The organism is Vibrio cincinnatiensis (assembly GCF_022113815.1).
GTDB classification, from domain to species: Bacteria; Pseudomonadota; Gammaproteobacteria; order Enterobacterales; family Vibrionaceae; genus Vibrio; species Vibrio cincinnatiensis_A.
In genome coordinates this window covers 1-18,302 of sequence record NZ_SGOM01000008.1, presented here as the reverse complement: position 1 = coordinate 18,302, position 18,302 = coordinate 1, and the positions used below count along the sequence as shown (strand labels likewise).

Annotated in this window: 10 protein-coding genes and 1 riboswitch; of the genes, 6 read left to right on the top strand and 4 right to left on the bottom strand. The window is 43.3% G+C overall.

The window, feature by feature from the left end; genetic code table 11:
• Window positions 1-5: 5 nt before the first annotated feature.
• On the bottom strand, window positions 6-2,000 hold the full coding sequence (gene csrD, locus EXA13_RS11090) for an RNase E specificity factor CsrD (RefSeq protein ID WP_238133246.1): 1,995 nt from the start codon (window positions 1,998-2,000) through the stop codon (window positions 6-8).
• 178 nt (window positions 2,001-2,178) lie between these two features.
• Window positions 2,179-2,712: a single-stranded DNA-binding protein gene (locus EXA13_RS11085; RefSeq protein WP_238133245.1), complete on the bottom strand. Its 534-nt coding sequence runs from the start codon at window positions 2,710-2,712 to the stop codon at window positions 2,179-2,181.
• A gap of 285 nt (window positions 2,713-2,997) precedes the next feature.
• Here EXA13_RS11085 and EXA13_RS11080 point away from each other — a divergent pair, with 285 nt between their 5' ends.
• The 4 genes from EXA13_RS11080 (at window position 2,998) to EXA13_RS11065 (ending at window position 9,581) form a co-directional block, all read left to right on the top strand.
• Entirely contained in the window at window positions 2,998-3,648 is a 651-nt protein-coding gene (locus EXA13_RS11080) for a LuxR C-terminal-related transcriptional regulator (protein WP_238133244.1), read from the top strand.
• A gap of 249 nt (window positions 3,649-3,897) precedes the next feature.
• Entirely contained in the window at window positions 3,898-4,767 is an 870-nt protein-coding gene (gene galU / locus EXA13_RS11075; protein ID WP_238133243.1) for a UTP--glucose-1-phosphate uridylyltransferase GalU, read from the top strand.
• Between the two features lie 138 nt (window positions 4,768-4,905).
• Complete coding sequence (gene uvrA / locus EXA13_RS11070) at window positions 4,906-7,731, top strand: excinuclease ABC subunit UvrA (RefSeq protein WP_238133242.1); 2,826 nt, start codon at window positions 4,906-4,908, stop codon at window positions 7,729-7,731.
• An 89-nt stretch (window positions 7,732-7,820) separates the two neighbouring features.
• Complete coding sequence (locus EXA13_RS11065; protein WP_269136926.1) at window positions 7,821-9,581, top strand: PglL family O-oligosaccharyltransferase; 1,761 nt, start codon at window positions 7,821-7,823, stop codon at window positions 9,579-9,581.
• Between the two features lie 52 nt (window positions 9,582-9,633).
• Here EXA13_RS11065 and EXA13_RS11060 read toward each other — a convergent pair whose 3' ends face one another.
• Entirely contained in the window at window positions 9,634-10,755 is a 1,122-nt protein-coding gene (locus EXA13_RS11060; protein ID WP_238133240.1) for a pyridoxal-phosphate-dependent aminotransferase family protein, read from the bottom strand.
• A 177-nt stretch (window positions 10,756-10,932) separates the two neighbouring features.
• Window positions 10,933-11,109: riboswitch (Lysine riboswitch) on the top strand.
• A gap of 106 nt (window positions 11,110-11,215) precedes the next feature.
• Here EXA13_RS11060 and lysC point away from each other — a divergent pair.
• Window positions 11,216-12,571 (top strand): lysine-sensitive aspartokinase 3, encoded by a 1,356-nt coding sequence (gene lysC, locus EXA13_RS11055; RefSeq protein WP_238133239.1) that lies wholly within the window; start codon window positions 11,216-11,218, stop codon window positions 12,569-12,571.
• A gap of 60 nt (window positions 12,572-12,631) precedes the next feature.
• Here the strand turns inward: lysC and metH are convergent, their stop codons facing one another.
• Complete coding sequence (gene metH, locus EXA13_RS11050) at window positions 12,632-16,312, bottom strand: methionine synthase (protein WP_238133238.1); 3,681 nt, start codon at window positions 16,310-16,312, stop codon at window positions 12,632-12,634.
• A gap of 181 nt (window positions 16,313-16,493) precedes the next feature.
• Between metH and EXA13_RS11045 the strand changes: the two genes are divergently transcribed.
• Window positions 16,494-17,798, top strand: a complete 1,305-nt coding sequence (locus tag EXA13_RS11045) for a cation:proton antiporter (RefSeq protein WP_238133237.1) — start codon at window positions 16,494-16,496, stop codon at window positions 17,796-17,798.
• Window positions 17,799-18,302: the final 504 nt, after the last annotated feature.

Sequence of the window (18,302 nt, the reverse complement as noted above, 5' to 3'; positions counted from 1 at the left end):
TATTACTACTTAGTCCGCCATCGGTTTCTTTTACCTGGCTTAACATAAGGCTGATTGATTGAAAGAGGAGGAACCGACAAAGGTTGCTCTGCGTCAAACAACCGTCCTTGAACGCCATTAACACCTAAAGAGAGTAAACATTGCCACTCTGCTTCATTTTCAACCCCAACCGCAATCACTTGAGTTGGTGTGCCACTACAAACCCCGATCAAACTGCGTACAAACAGTTGATTTTCATGGCGTTGGTGAATGTTTTTTATCAAACTTCGATGGAGTTTGAGATAATCAATACGTAAATCTTTAATATAGTGAGTGGTCACTATCGTGCGTCCAGCTTGTCCCACGACTAACTGACATCCCAAACCGCTGATCATTTTTAGGACGGGACGCATATAGTCAAGGTGCTGAACTAATCGGCCTTCCGCAAACTCAAAGGAAAGTCTTGAGCGTAAAGCACTGGGTAATTGCATTAATTCATTGCGAAACCATCGCCAATAAAGCTTATCAGCAAAGGGGACAATGTGGAGATTAACCGAATAGTGCTCTGTTATTTGTTCATCTCGAATTAATTCTAGAGCACGAATAAACACAGCCCGATCCAAAATCATTTCATATCCCACGGTTTCTACAGCAGAAATGAAACGGGAGGCTTTGAGTAAACCTTGAGCAGGATCGTAAATGCGCGCAAATAGCTCATGATGCACTAATGTTAAGTCATTCGATGAGGTAATTAAATAGCACGCCTGTCGGAATAAGCTGATTTTCTCAGGAAGGAGAATTTGATCAAATAGCGTTCGCCAACGAACACTGCCCCGTTCATCCTCTGCCTTCGCCACTTTTTTAAAACGACTCCAAGCATTTCCCCCCTGCATCTGGGCGCTACGTAAAGCCGTTTCGGCTTCATCAATAATTCGACCTCGTCGCTCCCCTTCTTGATACATACTCATGCCTATGTGAACCCAGTTATCACGATCTAAGGGAAGTGGAGGAATGATCTTTTCAATAAATTTAAGGCATTGGCTGGCAACATGGACCACCTCTCGGGAACCTTGGTGAGGCATGAATATCGCAAATACCGATTCATAATAACGAGATAAAATCACATCAGGATAGCGAGTAATAATGTTGGAAATACATTCCCCCACTTCAACCACTAAGTCATCCACCACTCGCTGACCCAATTCTTCTCTCACAACATCAAGTTCATCGAGCCGGACCATAATCACTCCGCCACGAGCCCCACTTTCCAATAAACCAGACTCTAATTTACTGTCGAACAACACTCGGTTCGCCGCTCCAGTTAATTGATCAAGAAAGGTTTGACTACGAATAAAACTGTCAAAGCGGCTTCGTTCTTGTCGAGCATCTTGTAATTCTTCGATTAAGCGGTCCATCGCTTCACTAGCGGTATAAGGCCATTCACGAGCATCACCTTTAGCATATTGCTCCACCCGCCCCGCCAGAATCATTCGCCCTCTCTCTTCAAGCAATTCTGAACCCAATAATTGCGCTTTTAACCACTTAACGCCTTGTATTAAGCAAAAAATGATCAAAGCAACCGCAAGGGAAATGGAACCCATCGTTCCCATTGAATAGTTGTAGCTCAAATAAGGAGGCACTGCTTTGAAATGTATGTTGTACCCTTGATTATGAGATAAAGCGAAGTCGGCTTGGTACAAACGTTCTGGTGCTATCTTGGAGGAGGTATCGTTAAAGCGATACACAATGCCAGCCTCAGAAGAGAGCTGCATTTCGACGATGTTCGAGGCTTGTAACATTTTTGGCATCCAACGTTGCATTGAATCCGTTGCCTCAGGATCTTTAAGTTCTTTGTCCACTACATCAACAATACCGTTCAGATAGTGATTCAAATACTCTTGCCCCATTTTTTGAAAAGAGAGGGTTCCCCCTAGAAAAAGAATAAACATCGCACTTGTTACGATTAAAGTAACAAAAGCGACTAAACGTGTACTCAATTTAAGAGTTGGGGTATAGCGCATGAAACTGAATTTCCTTCTCACCCACTGATTGAGAAAATGGAGCTAATATACCACTCAGTATGGTTAAAAAACCAATAAACTCGCTGCATAAGCGATAAGCAGACAAGTGACGCGATAAAGCATTCAGTAACTATATAAAAAAGCCGCGTATTTCGCGGCTTTTTTTACAAATAGAGTCCTAGAATGGGATGTCGTCGTCAAAATCCATAGGTGGCTCATTATATTGAGGCTGAGCTGGTTGAGAAGCCGCTTGTTGCTGCTGCGGTCTAGGAGAATGAGCGGCAGGTTGCTGTGGCTGTCCCCAGTTACTTTGCTGGCCTTGGTTCATGCCACCTTGTGCTGGAGCTCCGCCTTGCTGACCTCGGTTACCCAAAAGCTGAACTTCACCCGTTGGCCAACGAACAACCACCTCTGTGGTGTATCTTTCTTGACCTTGCTGATCTTGCCATTTACGGGTCTGTAGCTGCCCATCAATATAAACTTGTGTGCCTTTTTTGGCATACTCACCAATAAATTCAGCAGTTTTACCGAAGACAGAGACACGATGCCATTCTGTTTTTTCACGTTGTTCGCCGGTCGCTTTATCACGCCAAGTTTCTGAAGTCGCCACAGTCAGATTGACCATCGCATCACCACTCGGCATATAGCGAACCTCTGGATCCTGACCTAAGTTGCCGATCAGGATAACTTTGTTCACACCACGGGTTGCCATTGTTTGCTCCGTTTTCCATATTGGATTTAGAAATAGTTTGCAAGAATACCACGCTTTCTTACCAGTACCAATCACCTCTCGAAGTGTGCCGATCAGAGAGCGGATAATCGATAGACACTATCGATTTTTTACGACCATTCTCACTTTTTTCAGTTTTGATAAAATCCTCATTTACTTACCAAATTGAAAAGCGACGCAAAATAAACATTCAAATTTCACATCAGGCCTTATTTTTCGGCATGGTTAGCACCCTATTCAATCTTCGCCATACTCAAGGATGCAGTCATGCCAAGATCAAACTATGCACGAACCATGTACTACCTCACGTTAGATGAAAAAAGTGCCACCCCTCCTCTTCTTCACCAAGCCATGGAACAGCTTACAATTCCCATTCCCCAAATTGAACCAGAGCAGCTTGTTAGTACTTACCAACATTCAAAACATAAAATTTTGTTGCTTGATTACCAGCAACATGAAGCGCTCAGGCAGCGTCTCGGCCCTTTAAAATTAACCAGTTCTCACCTCGAAACCATTCTCTTTAATGTAGATAAGCGCTTACACACTGATACGTTATTAAGTTTTGGGAACTTGAAAGGCGTGTTCTACCAAACGGCAACCGCTGATAAATTAGCAAATGGACTGGCAGAAATCATCAATGGACAAAACTGGCTACCACGCCATGTATCGAACCAATTACTGCATTATTACCGTTACTTTTTCCAAGATCATCAAATCAAAGCAGCCATTAACTTGACCGCGAGAGAGCTTCAGATCTTACGTTGCTTACAAACGGGAGCCTCCAATATGCATATTGCTGAAAACTTATTTATCAGTGAATTCACAGTAAAATCCCATCTGTACCAAATATTTAAGAAAATATCCGTCAAAAACCGGACTCAAGCGATTGCATGGGCCAACCAACGTCTCTTTTCTTAATTGAGCTTATCAGCACATTTTCAGTCAACAAGGTTGAAAATGTGCTAAATACTCAAAACAGAACATGATAAAGTTGCAACACTCTTGTCATTCATGACTCAACATAGACAAACTTCACGGTACTCTCTTGTGTAACATAGGCTTTATAAGCTAAGCCAAGGTTGCCAGCGAATACCACCTCTTCAAGAAGTTCAAGAAGGGTTACCGTTATTTTTTCTATTAATAATTCATAACAACAGGGCTTTTACTATGATCAAAAAATGCCTTTTCCCGGCAGCTGGCTACGGCACCCGTTTTCTTCCCGCCACCAAATCCATGCCCAAAGAGATGATGCCCGTCGTCAATAAACCTCTGATTGAATATGGGGTTGAAGAAGCGATTCAAGCGGGAATGACAGGCATGTGTATTGTGACTGGGCGCGGAAAACACGCCATCATGGATCACTTCGATATGAACTATGAATTGGAACATCAAATTCGTGGTACCAACAAAGAAGAGCTGTTGGTTGATATTCGACAAATCATTGAAACTGCACAATTTACCTATATTCGTCAGCGTGAAATGAAAGGCTTAGGCCATGCCATTTTGACCGGACGAGAATTAGTTGGCGACGAACCATTTGCCGTCGTATTGGCAGACGATTTATGCGTCAATGAACAACAAGGTGTTCTGGCGCAAATGGTGGCGCTTTATAAACAATTTCGTTGCTCAATTGTTGCTGTGCAAGAAGTTCCTGCTGATGAAACACATAAATACGGTGTGATAGCCGGAGAAATGATTAAAGACGATCTTTTCCGTGTCGATGATATGGTCGAGAAACCAGAAGCAGGTACTGCACCAAGTAATTTAGCCATCATTGGTCGCTATATTCTTACTCCTGATATTTTTGAGCTAATTGAACAAACGGCCCCCGGTAAAGGGGGAGAAATTCAAATTACCGATGCTTTGCTCAAGCAAGCTAAAGCGGGATGTGTTCTTGCCTATAAATTTAAAGGTAAACGCTTCGATTGCGGTAGCGTAGAAGGCTATATTGAAGCCACAAACTACTGTTACGAACATTTATATCAAGAAAACGAACAGCAAGTGACTCTAGCGAAACAGTCTACGACAAAGTCTTAGTCATTGATTGACCGCCTGTCAATAATGCCATCCATACGATGGCATTATTTTTTTACTGTTTTTTTATCCAGTGATTCTTTGCACAAATCTCACTCTATGTAATACTTGAGCAACTTGGCATTACATTGAGTTGATCTGATGGACACAATCGAAGTACGTGGCGCTCGTACCCATAATTTAAAGAATATCAACCTGACGATTCCCCGTGATAAATTAATTGTGGTCACAGGTTTATCGGGCTCAGGTAAATCCTCTCTCGCCTTTGATACTCTTTATGCAGAAGGGCAACGCCGTTATGTGGAATCCCTTTCCGCCTATGCAAGGCAGTTTTTATCTTTGATGGAAAAACCAGATGTAGATCATATCGAAGGGCTTTCTCCTGCTATCTCTATCGAGCAAAAATCGACTTCTCATAACCCACGATCAACCGTGGGAACCATCACGGAAATGTATGACTACTTGCGCTTACTGTACGCACGAGTCGGAGAACCTCGCTGCCCAGAACACCATGTTCCTCTTGCTGCACAAACCATCAGCCAGATGGTCGATCAAGTCCTAATGTTACCTGAAGGTTCAAAAATGATGCTGCTGGCTCCCATCATTAAAGAGCGTAAAGGGGAGCATGTTAAAACCTTAGAAAATTTAGCAGCACAAGGGTTTATTCGAGCACGAATTGATGGAGAAACCTGTGATCTTTCTGATCCCCCCACACTGGAATTGCACAAGAAACATACCATTGAAGTGGTGGTTGATCGCTTTAAAATCCGATCGGATCTCCAGCAACGTTTAGCCGAATCCTTTGAAACTGCGCTTGAATTATCAGGGGGGCTGGTCGTGATTGCCCCTATGGAGGGCGAAGGTGAAGAACTGATTTTTTCAGCCAATTTTGCCTGCCCTCACTGCGGCTATAGTATGCGAGAACTGGAACCCCGCCTATTCTCATTTAATAACCCAGCCGGAGCGTGCCCAACCTGTGATGGATTAGGTGTACAGCAATATTTTGATCCAAGCCGAGTCATTCAAGACGCAAACTTAAGCCTTGCACAAGGGGCCATTCGAGGCTGGGATCAAAAGAATTATTACTATTTTCAAATGCTCACTTCACTGGCTGAACACTATGATTTTGATTTGCATGTCCCCTTTAATAAATTACCGAAACGTATTCAAGAGGTAATTTTACAAGGATCGGGGCGCAGTGAAATTGAATTTAAGTACATTAATGATCGAGGGGACACTCGGGTAAAACGTCATCCTTTTGAAGGAATTTTGCATAACTTAGAGCGTCGCTATCGAGAAACAGAGTCTAATTCCGTACGTGAAGAGTTAGTAAAATATATCTCGACCAAACCCTGCGCCAGTTGCCATGGTACACGTTTACGCATTGAAGCTCGGAACGTGTTTATTAATAACACGGCATTGCCCGAAGTGGTCGAACTCAGCATTGCCGATGCATTAACCTTTTTCCAATCACTCCAATTAGAAGGTCAACGAGCACAAATTGCCGATAAAGTCATGAAAGAGATCAATGACCGCCTGCAATTTCTGGTCAATGTTGGTCTGAATTATCTAAACTTATCACGAAGTGCTGAAACACTGTCTGGTGGTGAAGCCCAACGTATACGCTTAGCGAGCCAAATTGGAGCAGGGTTAGTGGGCGTTATGTATGTGTTGGATGAACCTTCGATTGGCCTTCACCAACGAGACAATGAACGCTTGCTTAAAACCTTAATCCATTTAAGAGATCTCGGTAACACTGTTTTAGTGGTCGAGCATGACGAAGATGCCATTCGTATGGCGGATCATGTCATTGATATTGGCCCTGGGGCTGGCGTACATGGAGGAACGATTGTCGCAGAAGGGGATGTTGAAAAAATCATTGCCACGCCCGATTCACTGACGGGCCAATATCTAAGTGGCGTGAAGAAAATCGAGGTTCCCAAGCAGCGCGTTGCACGAGATCCTAAGAAAATCGTCCAGTTGATTGGTGCTTCAGGCAATAACCTAAAAAATGTCACCCTCTCACTTCCGGTGGGTCTATTTACTTGTGTTACCGGTGTCTCTGGCTCGGGTAAATCCACCTTAATTAATGATACCTTTTTTAGTATTGCGCACACAGCATTAAACGGAGCAACAACCGCGACACCGGCACCTTATAAAGACATCAAAGGGCTAGAACACTTTGATAAAGTTATCGATATTGATCAAAGTCCAATAGGTCGTACACCTCGTTCTAATCCTGCCACCTATACGGGAATTTTCACCCCAATCCGAGAGCTTTTCTCTGGTACTCAAGAGTCTCGCTCACGCGGTTATAAGCCCGGTCGATTCAGTTTTAACGTACGAGGAGGACGCTGTGAAGCTTGTCAGGGCGATGGCGTCATCAAAGTTGAAATGCACTTTTTACCCGATGTATACGTCCCTTGTGATGCATGTAAAGGAAAACGTTACAACCGCGAAACATTGGAAGTTCGCTATAAAGGGAAAACTATTGATGAAGTTTTGGATATGACCATCGAAGATGCTCATACCTTTTTCAAACCCATTCCCGTTATTGCACGCAAATTACAAACGTTAATCGATGTAGGCTTATCCTATATTCGGTTAGGACAATCGGCGACCACTTTGTCTGGAGGCGAAGCACAAAGGGTTAAACTGGCTCGTGAGCTATCTAAGCGGGATACAGGAAAAACCTTGTATATCCTTGATGAGCCGACAACAGGGCTGCATTTCCACGATATTCAACAGTTGTTAACAGTTTTGCACCGTTTACGCGACAGAGGGAATACTGTGGTGGTTATTGAACACAACCTTGATGTGATTAAAACCGCTGACTGGATCGTTGATCTGGGGCCTGAAGGAGGGCAAGGTGGCGGATTAATTATTGCCGAAGGAACTCCGGAAGATGTGGCGCAAGTCGAAGGATCACACACAGCACGCTTTCTAAAACCAATATTGGTGGGATAACCCTATATTGAGATAAAAAAAAGCGTTAAAGTACAGAAACCAGTCGCTTAGTACTGGTTTCTTTTTTTTCATTATAGATAGTGAGACTTATGGCAACCTTGCTACTGAGCGGTACACAGCTTGAGCCCCAAACACCGAAAGCTCCGTTAAATAAAGCATTTCTTCTCGCGGTGGGATGTGCTTATTTAGTGGCGATGCATTTTTTCATGCCAAACCCAGGAGGCTCAGGGTTGGCTTTATCTTTTAATCCCACCACTTGGATTGCCGTCAGCATTGCCATTGCCATCGGCCTATATCAATTAGCTACAGAGCAAATCATACGCTATTCGAAACTCACCTTAATTTTATTACTGTGTTGTATTATTCTTTCTCTTCCCATCCTCTACACAAATGCTTATTGGCAAGGAAGTCTCGGTCGGTTGACTGGGTTATGGGCCGGCTTTGTTTTCTTTGTCGTGTTACAGCAATTCCATTTTAGCAATAAGCACAAGCAACGGCTGCTTTGGTACATCATACTCGCATGTCTGATTGAGGCGCTGTGGGGGTTATTCCAATACTTTTTCTTACCTCCCAATAACCCATTCGGATACGATGCCATCGCCAATCGACCTTATGGCATATTTCAGCAACCCAATGTGATGGCCAGCTTTCTAGCCACTGGATTGATTCTCTCCGGCTATCTACTGGCTCGCCAACCTAAAAAATACAACAAACATCTTCGAGAAGTCGGTTTACTTTATTTAACGCCCCTACTCACCCTTCCTTTACTGGTTGTTTTAGCCTCACGTACTGGCTGGTTGGCAACCCTGATTGGTGTGATATTGCTCTTACCTTATTTATACCGTTTCTCTCCCAGACAACGTTTTATCAACTGGCTGATGGCTACGCTAACAGGCATTTTACTGGGCTTTGTTGCTATGTATAGCCAAAGTGCAGGTGAGCAGGTCGCTCAAAAATTAGGGATAAAGAGTGCTCGTCAGTATACCTTCCCACAAACATTAGATATGCTGATTGAAAAACCCTTCACTGGTTATGGGTATGGGAATTTTGAAGCGCAGTATATCCTTTACACAGCCCGACAACATCAACTCAACCCAAGCTACCCTTCCGGCCTTGCTGCGATGGATCACCCTCATAATGAACTCTTATTCTGGGGAGTAGAAGGTGGGTTATTGCCTTTAGTAGGGATTGTGCTCGCGGCTGGATTTATCTTAATCCGATTACGTTCAGCGAAAAAAGGGACAAGACGAGCCATGCTCGCCTTATTGGTTCCAATCACCTTGCATAGCCAACTAGAATATCCGTTTTACCACTCAGCCATTCATTGGATAAGCTTCGTTATTTTATTATTTTGGATAGAACAACGAGTCGCAAAATACCATATTATCCCCTTTAGCCAGATCAGTAAGTCTTTATTACGTGTAACAAGTTTAATGCTGCCGATAGCCACCAGCCTTTACATGGTCAGTGCCTTACACAGCAATTACATCTTGACTCAATTTGAAAAATCTCACCCTAGAGATCCAAACATTTTACAAAAAGTCACCAATCCTATAGTGTGGAAAGAACGCTTTGACTGGGATATTTATAGCACTTACTTGAACATTGGCTTGCATCAACAGCAAGCAAAATACATCCAGCCTTATATTGATTGGTCACAGCAAATCATCAGGCATAAGCCACGCCCAATGTTTTATCATAATTTAATTTTAGCTTATCAAGGCATAGGGGATTATAGCCGAGCTGAACAGATTCGATTCGAGGCTGAATTTCTTTTTCCTGAATATGATTTTAGTTTGCAACTCGACCAACGCCCTACCGAAAGCTCGGCAAGTTCATCGGCGGGTTAATGTGATATTTACCTTCTCCAAGCGGTTGCCAACCACTTGGAGAAGAGCTTCTTTATCGGATAAGGACTTCTTCTAATGCTTTAAGACAAAGAGCAATATTTTCTGATCTTGCGCCATATCCCATCACACCGATCCGCCACGTTTTACCCGCTAACACGCCCAATCCAGCCCCTAGTTCTAAATTATATTCATTAAGAAGGGAATGACGAACCTCCACATCGTCAACGCCTGAAGGAATATAAACGGCATTGAGTTGAGGCAGGCGACTGGCTTCATCAACCACAAACGTTAGCCCTAATTTTTCTAGCCCTTGTTTGAGTTTTGTATGCATCTGTTGATGGCGGGTCCACGCATTTTCTAACCCCTCATTTTTGAGTAACAATAACGCTTCATGTAACGCATATAAACTATTCACAGGGGCCGTATGGTGATAACTGCGTTTTCCTTCCCCACTCCAATACCCTAAAACTAAACTTTGATCTAAAAACCAACTTTGAATGGGCGTTGTTCGAGATTGAATTTTCTCTATTGCTTTAGGCGAAAAAGTCAAAGGGGCAAGCCCCGGTACGCAAGAAAGACATTTTTGACTACCGGAGTAGACGGCATCTAATTGCCATTCATCCACTAAGAGTGGAACCCCTCCTAAAGATGTCACGGCATCCACAATCGTCAGCATATTATGCTGTTTCGCTAATTGACCTAATGCTTGTGCATCACTTAACGCGCCCGTTGAGGTTTCAGCATGCACAAAAGCTAAAATTTTCGCATCAGGATGCCGCTTTAATCCTTCCGCAACTTTATCCACAGAGACAGGCTTACCCCACTCGTCATCAATAACGACAACCTCCCCTCCACAGCGAACCGCATTTTCCCGCATTCGCTCGCCAAACACGCCATTACGACAGACAATGACTTTATCGCCAGGCTCAACTAAGTTAACAAAACACGCCTCCATTCCCGCACTACCGGGAGCGGAAACCGCAATAGTGAATTCGTTTTTTGTCTGAAAGGCATATTTTAATAACTGTTTAAGTTCATCCATCATTCCAATAAAAAGTGGATCAAGGTGACCAACCGTTGGACGACTCAAAGCCTGTAATACTTGTGGGTAAATATCTGATGGACCGGGGCCCATGAGTATACGATGAGGTGGGATAAAACTGCGGATGCTCATAGCCGCTCCTTGCTTTTGAAAGTAAGAACATCAAGGTTAATGCAAATCTTTCTTGGTCACAATTCGACTGAAGTCTAGAGGTCAAACCAGTTTCACATTTTGGTCATTTTTATTTTCATTTTATCAAACATTTACGATTGACATTCATGAGACAAAACCGTTCAATGAATAGGCTATTTAAGCAGAAGAGGAGCACTGCCCAGGTAGATGTTTTGTGGAGCCTCAACTCCAAAACAGGACATTCAGGGGGAGCAGTGCCGAGATAAACCAAAGGTGAGGCTTTGATTTATCGGTTGATTGGGCTGAATCCTATCAACTGTCATCAGAATCCACTGATGAAGAGCTTCTGAGGAAACCTACCAGTTGTTATCCCTCTACTTTGCTCTAAATTGTCTCTCTTCAAACATTGGAAGTTGGTTTACCAACCATTTTATTTATAGGAAATATCGGGAGAAGTGCCGTGAGCGTATTCAATGTGGCCAAATTTGGCGGAACCAGTGTCGCAAACTTCGAAGCGATGAGCCGTTGCTCAGCGATTATAGAACAAAATCCACAAACCAAACTTGTGGTGATCAGCGCCTGTTCTGGGGTAACCAATTTATTAGTTGAACTCGCCAATGGCATTCAAGCGCCTGAAGAGCGTCAAGCCATTATTCAAAAACTGACAGAAATTCATCACTCGATCATCGAGCAACTGTCAGATGCAGCAACAGTTGCAGCCGAGGTTGATACGATCTTAGAGAGTGTGGCCAGTGCAGCAGAAGCGGCATCATTCCAAACCAGCAAAAAGTTGACCGATCACTTAGTCGCCTGTGGTGAATTAATGTCGACCCATATTTTAACACAATTGATGTGTGAACGTGGCGTCAACGCTCAACGCTTTGATATTCGCCAAGTCATGCGGACCGATACTCACTATGGCCGAGCCGAACCACAAGTCGAGGAGCTAAAACAATTAGCGCAAGAACAGTTATTACCACTGTGCCAACAACACGTCGTAATTACTCAAGGCTTTATTGGTTCTGATGAACAGGGCAATACAACTACTTTGGGACGCGGAGGAAGTGATTATTCCGCCGCGCTGATCGCAGAATCTCTACACGCGTGTGGTTTAGAGATTTGGACCGATGTTCCCGGCATTTATACGACGGACCCTCGCATCGCTCCGAAAGCATCTCCGATTGCTGAAATTAGTTTTAGCGAAGCCTCGGAAATGGCAAACTTTGGAGCCAAAATTCTCCACCCATCGACCTTAGTACCAGCACTTCGTCATGGTATTCCTGTTTTTGTCGGTTCATCCAAAGAACCTGAAAAAGGGGGAACATGGATTCGCCAAGAAGTAGAAAGCTCCCCACTATTTCGTGCATTAGCCCTGCGCTGTAATCAAACAATGGTTACGTTACGTAGCGCTAAAATGTTTCATGCTTACGGCTTTTTAGCCAAAGTTTTTGAAATTTTAGCGAAACATAAAATCTCTGTAGATCTCATCACAACCTCTGAAATCAGCGTCTCTTTAACGTTAGATAAAACAGATACTTCTGGTGGAAACCCTGAATTACCGCAAGCGGTACGTGAAGAGTTAGCAGAGCTGTGTACCGTTGAAGTGGAACACGACCTCTGCTTAGTGGCATTAATTGGGAATAAAATGAAAGAGCGCCCTGGGTATGCTAAACAGGTGTTTGGAGCACTAGAAACTTTTAACCTGAGAATGATCTGTTATGGTGCCAGTGCCCATAACCTGTGTTTTTTAGTCAATAGCAACGACGCCAAACAGGTGATTCAAAAACTGCATCAAGAACTGTTTGAGCAAGCATAATCGTTCAGAAAAACTAAAAAAAGAAGGTCACCGATGGTGATCTTCTTTTTTATTCAACCGTTAGCCGTTAATATTTGGGCCTAACCACTTCTCGGCCATCACACTATCCCACCCTTTTCGTTCGGCATAGCTTTGCACTTGATCTTCTTGGATCTGAGCAATGGCAAAGTAACGTGAGTCTGGATGAGAGAAATACCAACCGGAAACAGAAGAACCGGGCCACATAGCATAACTTGTCGTCAACGACATACCAATCGTTTCTTCCACGCTCAACATCTCCCACAAGGTTCCTTTTTCCGTATGTTCAGGGCAAGCTGGATAGCCAGGAGCAGGGCGAATCCCTTGATATTTTTCTCGAATCAACTCGTCATTAGCCAAGTTTTCATCAGGCGAATAGCCCCAGATTTCCTTACGAACTTGTTCATGCAAGTATTCGGCAAAAGCTTCCGCTAAACGGTCAGCAACCGCTTGGATCATAATCGCGTTATAATCATCCCCTTGTGCTTTGTAGGCATCCGCTAACTCTCTCTCACCAATTCCTCCAGTAACAGCAAAAGCACCAATCCAGTCTTTTTTACCGCTGGATTTCGGGGCAATATAGTCCGCTAAGCAATAGTTAGCCCCCTTTGGTTTTTCTGTTTGCTGTCTTAGATGGTGCAGAACATACGCGACATCTGAACGAGTTTCATCGGTATAGACTTCAATGTCATCACCCACACTAGCGGCAGGAAATAGTCCACAGATCCCTTTGGCTTGTAAGATACCTTCCCGTTCAACCCTATCAAGCAGCTCATTTGCATCATTAAATAGACGTTGAGCCTCTTCCCCCACTTCTTCATGCTGCAAGATGGTGGGATATTTTCCCATCAAAGACCAAGTCATAAAGAAAGGCGTCCAATCAATATAATGCCGTAAAGTCGCAACAGAGCAGGTTTCAAAAACATGGATGCCCGGTTTAGCTGGAACTGGAGGCGTATAAGCTTGCCAATCTATGGTCGCTTTATTGGCTCGTGCTTTTTCTAGGCTCACAGGACGAGTTTTCGGTTTCTTTCTCGCATGTTGATCTCGGGTGCGCTCATAATCTAAATTCAGTTTTTCTACAAAAGCGGGGCGCAATTCATCGGATAATAATGAGGAACAGACCCCAACGGCCCGAGAAGCATTATTGACATAAACCACAGGATGACGGTAGTTCTGTTCAATTTTTACCGCCGTGTGTGCTTTCGATGTGGTTGCACCACCAATAAGAAGAGGCAACTCAAAACCTTGTCGTTCCATTTCTTTCGCTACATGTACCATTTCATCCAGCGACGGAGTGATCAACCCTGAAAGACCGATAATATCAACCTTCTCTTCACGAGCAACCTTTAAGATCTGCTCACAAGGGACCATAACCCCAAGATCAATAATGTCATAGTTATTACATTGCAAAACCACACCGACAATATTTTTACCAATGTCATGTACATCCCCTTTCACCGTGGCAAGCAAGATTTTGCCATTGGTCGAGCCGGCTTGTTTCAGCGCATTAATATAAGGTTCTAAATAGGCGACGGCTTGTTTCATGACTCGTGCAGATTTTACCACTTGGGGTAAGAACATCTTTCCTTCACCAAACAGATCACCCACCACGTTCATCCCATCCATTAATGGGCCTTCAATCACATCTATCGGTCTGGAAGCTTGCTGACGAGCTTCTTCCGTATCTGCGACAATAAACTCAGTAATACCTTTCACCAAAGCGTGTTCTAAACGCTTTTCCACCGGCCAAGTTCGCCACTCTAATAGTGCCGGATCATCAACCTTACCTACTGCATTTTCTCGGTACTGTTCTGCTATCTCTAATAAACGTTCTGTTGAATCTGGTCGACGGTTAAGTACGACATCTTCCACCGCTTCACGTAAAGACAAGGGGACATTGTCGTAAATTTCAAGCTGACCGGCGTTAACAATGCCCATATCCATGCCATTTTTAAAGCAGTGATAGAGGAAAACGGCATGAATCGCTTCTCGAACATAGTTATTACCACGAAATGAGAAGGAAACATTAGAAACGCCGCCAGAAATCATCGCATATGGTAGGTTGTGCTTAATATCCGCAACGGCTTCAATAAAATCAACCGCATAATTATTATGTTCATCAATGCCTGTTGCCACGGCAAAAATATTAGGGTCAAAAATAATATCTTCCGCAGGGAAGCCCACTTCATCGACTAAGATTCGATAAGCATTGCTGCATATTTCAACTTTTCGTTCTTTCGTATCGGCTTGGCCGACTTCATCAAACGCCATAACAATTACAGCCGCACCATAGCGGCGGACTAATTTGGCTTGTTCAACAAATTTATCTTTCCCTTCTTTTAGAGAGATAGAGTTCACAATGCCTTTGCCTTGAATGCATTTGAGACCAGCCTCAATCACCTCCCATTTAGAGGAATCAACCATAATCGGTACTTTGGATATTTCAGGTTCAGAAGCACACAGCTGTAAAAATCGAACCATGCAAGCTTCGGCATCCAACATCCCTTCATCCATATTGATATCGATGATTTGTGCACCATTAGCCACTTGTTCTCTGGCAACCTCTAATGCTTCGTCATATTGTTCTTCTCTAATGAGCCGTTTAAAACGTGCTGAACCCGTGACATTAGTCCGCTCCCCCACGTTAACAAACAAGGTGTCTTTACCAATATTGAGTGGTTCTAAGCCAGATAAACGACACTCCACGTTGAGTTCAGGTAAAGCTCGTGGGGTTATCCCTTCCACCGCTTTCGCCATTGCAGCAATGTGCTCCGGTGTTGTTCCACAGCACCCCCCTACTAAGTTTAAAAAACCAGAGGCTGCCCATTCCGCAATATGCTCAGCCATCTCTTCCGCAGAGAGATCGTATTCACCAAAAGCATTCGGTAAACCAGCATTAGGATGGGCAGAAACATAGCTTTCAGAGATCCGAGCCAGTTCTGCAACATATTGTCGAAGCTCATCCGGCCCTAAAGCACAGTTAAGACCGAAAGAGAGTGGCCGAACATGGCGTAGGGAATTGTAAAAGGCTTCTGTGGTTTGGCCTGAGAGCGTACGGCCGGAGGCATCAGTGATCGTCCCAGAAATCATTACGGGGAGAGTAATACCTAACTCTTCAAAGACGGTATCCACAGCAAATGCACAAGCTTTCGCATTCAGAGTATCAAAGATCGTTTCAATCAAAATAAGGTCACTGCCACCTTTGATTAAAGCACGGGTCGATTCTGAATAGGCAATCACGAGTTGATCAAAAGTAATGTTTCGATATCCCGGATCGTTAACATCAGGTGAAAGAGAACATGTCCGGTTGGTTGGACCTAATACACCGGCGACATAACGGGGTTTATTCGGTGTTTTAGCCGTCCATTCATCGGCCGCTTCACGTGCCAATTGGGCAGCGGCGAAGTTAATTTCCGCACTGAATGATTGCATGTCGTAATCAGCCATGGCAATCGTGGTTGCATTAAAGGTATTGGTTTCAAGAATATCCGCCCCCGCTTCTAAGTAAGCGGAATGAATATCTTTGATCAACTGAGGCTGAGTCAGTACCAATAAATCATTGTTACCTTTTAAATCACAATGCCAGTTTGCAAAACGCTCACCTCGATAATCCAGCTCTTGCAACTGATATCCCTGAATCATGGTGCCCATGCCACCATCAATCAATAAAATACGCTGTTTGAGTTGCTCTTCAATTTTTTGTCTTATATTACTTCCCACTGTAAAGCCTCACTCCATTTTCTTTACTCAACATCCTACCATAGATTAATTAGAAATCTAGACGTCTAAAATCTTATTATTTTCCTCACGAATCATCACTCATATGGCGCAGAAAAGGTTTGCTATTTGTTCACAATCCACCGAGAATTTCACTCATATTTTGTTACATACTGAGAAAACTATGTCGGTCTACTACACATTATGCTTCTTATCGGCAGCCGCAATGATGATTGCTTTTATTAATAGCAAAATTGTCAAAATGCAAACAACCATTGCAATTACCGCAGGATCAATGATGCTGTCATTATTAATCATTCTTGCTGGGCAAAATGATTGGTTCCATCTCACACAAATTGCAACAGAGACCATCACTAGCATCAACTTTGAAAGTTTTCTACTTAAAGGAATCCTTGGATTTTTACTCTTTGCTGGCGGACTGGGTATTAAGCTACCTAACCTAAAAGATCAAAAGTGGGAAATTACGGTTTTAGCCTTAGGTGCGACTCTCTTCTCTACCTTTTTTATTGGCTTTGCCCTTTACGTTTTCTGTCAGTTTATCGGAATTCAGCTTGATCTGATCTATTGCTTACTGTTTGGCTCTCTGATCTCTCCAACAGACCCCATTGCTGTACTCGCCATCGTCAAGAAACTTGATGCGCCTAAACGGATCTCTACTCAGATAGAAGGTGAATCCTTATTTAATGATGGGTTTGGTTTGGTGATTTTTGTGACCTTATTCATTATTGCCTTTGGTCATGAAACTCCGACCATCCTCAGTGTCAGCGCTCTTTTTGCTCAAGAAGCAATAGGCGGTATTGTTTATGGCTTCTTTCTTGGACTCTTATTCCATTATTTGATTAGTGCCACCAATGACCACTCAATGGAGCTATTACTGACCATCGGTATTCCCACAGCAGGCTATGTTTTTGCTGATGTTATCCATGTTTCTGGTCCATTAGCGATGGTGGTATCGGGTATTATGATTGGTAATTGGACCCGTTTTATCGGTTTTTCAAAAGAGAGTGAAGAACATTTAGACCACTTTTGGGAGTTAGTTGATGAGTTTTTAAATGGCGTATTATTTCTATTGATTGGTATGTCAATGCTACTGTTTGAATTCCATAAAGAAGACTGGATATTGATGGCATTTTCAATACCGCTAGTACTTGCTGGCCGCTACTTAAGTGTATTTATCTCATACCTAGGCTTTAAACGTTACCGCCGCTATAATCCGTGGTCTATAAACATCCTTACTTGGGGGGGATTACGTGGTGGCTTAGCTTTAGCAATGGCCTTATCCATTCCTGCTGGGGTCATGGTGATTCCTGATAAGTTAATTGATGTAAAAGAGATTCTAATGGTAATGACTTATGCCGTTGTCGTTTTCTCCATTTTAGTCCAAGGCTCAACAATTACTCCCATGATTGAAAAAGCGAAAAAAGCAGAGCAAAAACTTGAAACTGACACTAACAATACAAGTCAATAACTCGAAACAGATATAGAAACTAATTCTACAGAAAGCAGGGTTACAGAGCCCTGCTTTTTTATATCCAGAAATCATACTCCAACTTTTTCAAGCTGTAACTCAGCGTCCAATTGTACTAAGAGCTAAGGGATTAGGATGGCACAGAAATACTATTGTGAAGAACGTTACCGTCATCAAACTTCTCCTACTCACCCAAGCAAGCTCCTATTGAATTAGTGTGAATCGGATTCAGACAAGACTCTCTAACAAACCAAGGTCTTATAGATACTTACATCTTTGAGGATAACAGCAAGGTTCCCTAGACGATGGAACGTCGACTAGGATTGAGCTTTGAATAGCAGCCTTAAGTGCAGAAAATGTGTCACAAAGAGAGGGGGAACCGGTGAATATGTCAGATGGGTATACCAATCGAAGTGATAAACGCAGAAACAAAAAATCCCCAGCATTACTGCTAGGGATTTATGTCAGTGGCGGAGCGGACGGGACTCGAACCCGCGACCCCCG

Bases quoted from the DNA above. Each gene is read 5' to 3' on its own strand.
- galU (WP_238133243.1), top strand. From the start codon at position 3,898: ATGATCAAAAAATGCCTTTTCCCGGCAGCTGGCTACGGCACCCGTTTT.
- EXA13_RS11080 (WP_238133244.1), top strand. From the start codon at position 2,998: ATGCCAAGATCAAACTATGCACGAACCATGTACTACCTCACGTTAGAT.
- uvrA (WP_238133242.1), top strand. From the start codon at position 4,906: ATGGACACAATCGAAGTACGTGGCGCTCGTACCCATAATTTAAAGAAT.
- EXA13_RS11065 (WP_269136926.1), top strand. From the start codon at position 7,821: ATGGCAACCTTGCTACTGAGCGGTACACAGCTTGAGCCCCAAACACCG.
- csrD (WP_238133246.1), bottom strand. From the start codon at position 2,000: ATGCGCTATACCCCAACTCTTAAATTGAGTACACGTTTAGTCGCTTTT.
- EXA13_RS11085 (WP_238133245.1), bottom strand. From the start codon at position 2,712: ATGGCAACCCGTGGTGTGAACAAAGTTATCCTGATCGGCAACTTAGGT.
- EXA13_RS11045 (WP_238133237.1), top strand. From the start codon at position 16,494: ATGTCGGTCTACTACACATTATGCTTCTTATCGGCAGCCGCAATGATG.
- EXA13_RS11060 (WP_238133240.1), bottom strand. From the start codon at position 10,755: ATGAGCATCCGCAGTTTTATCCCACCTCATCGTATACTCATGGGCCCC.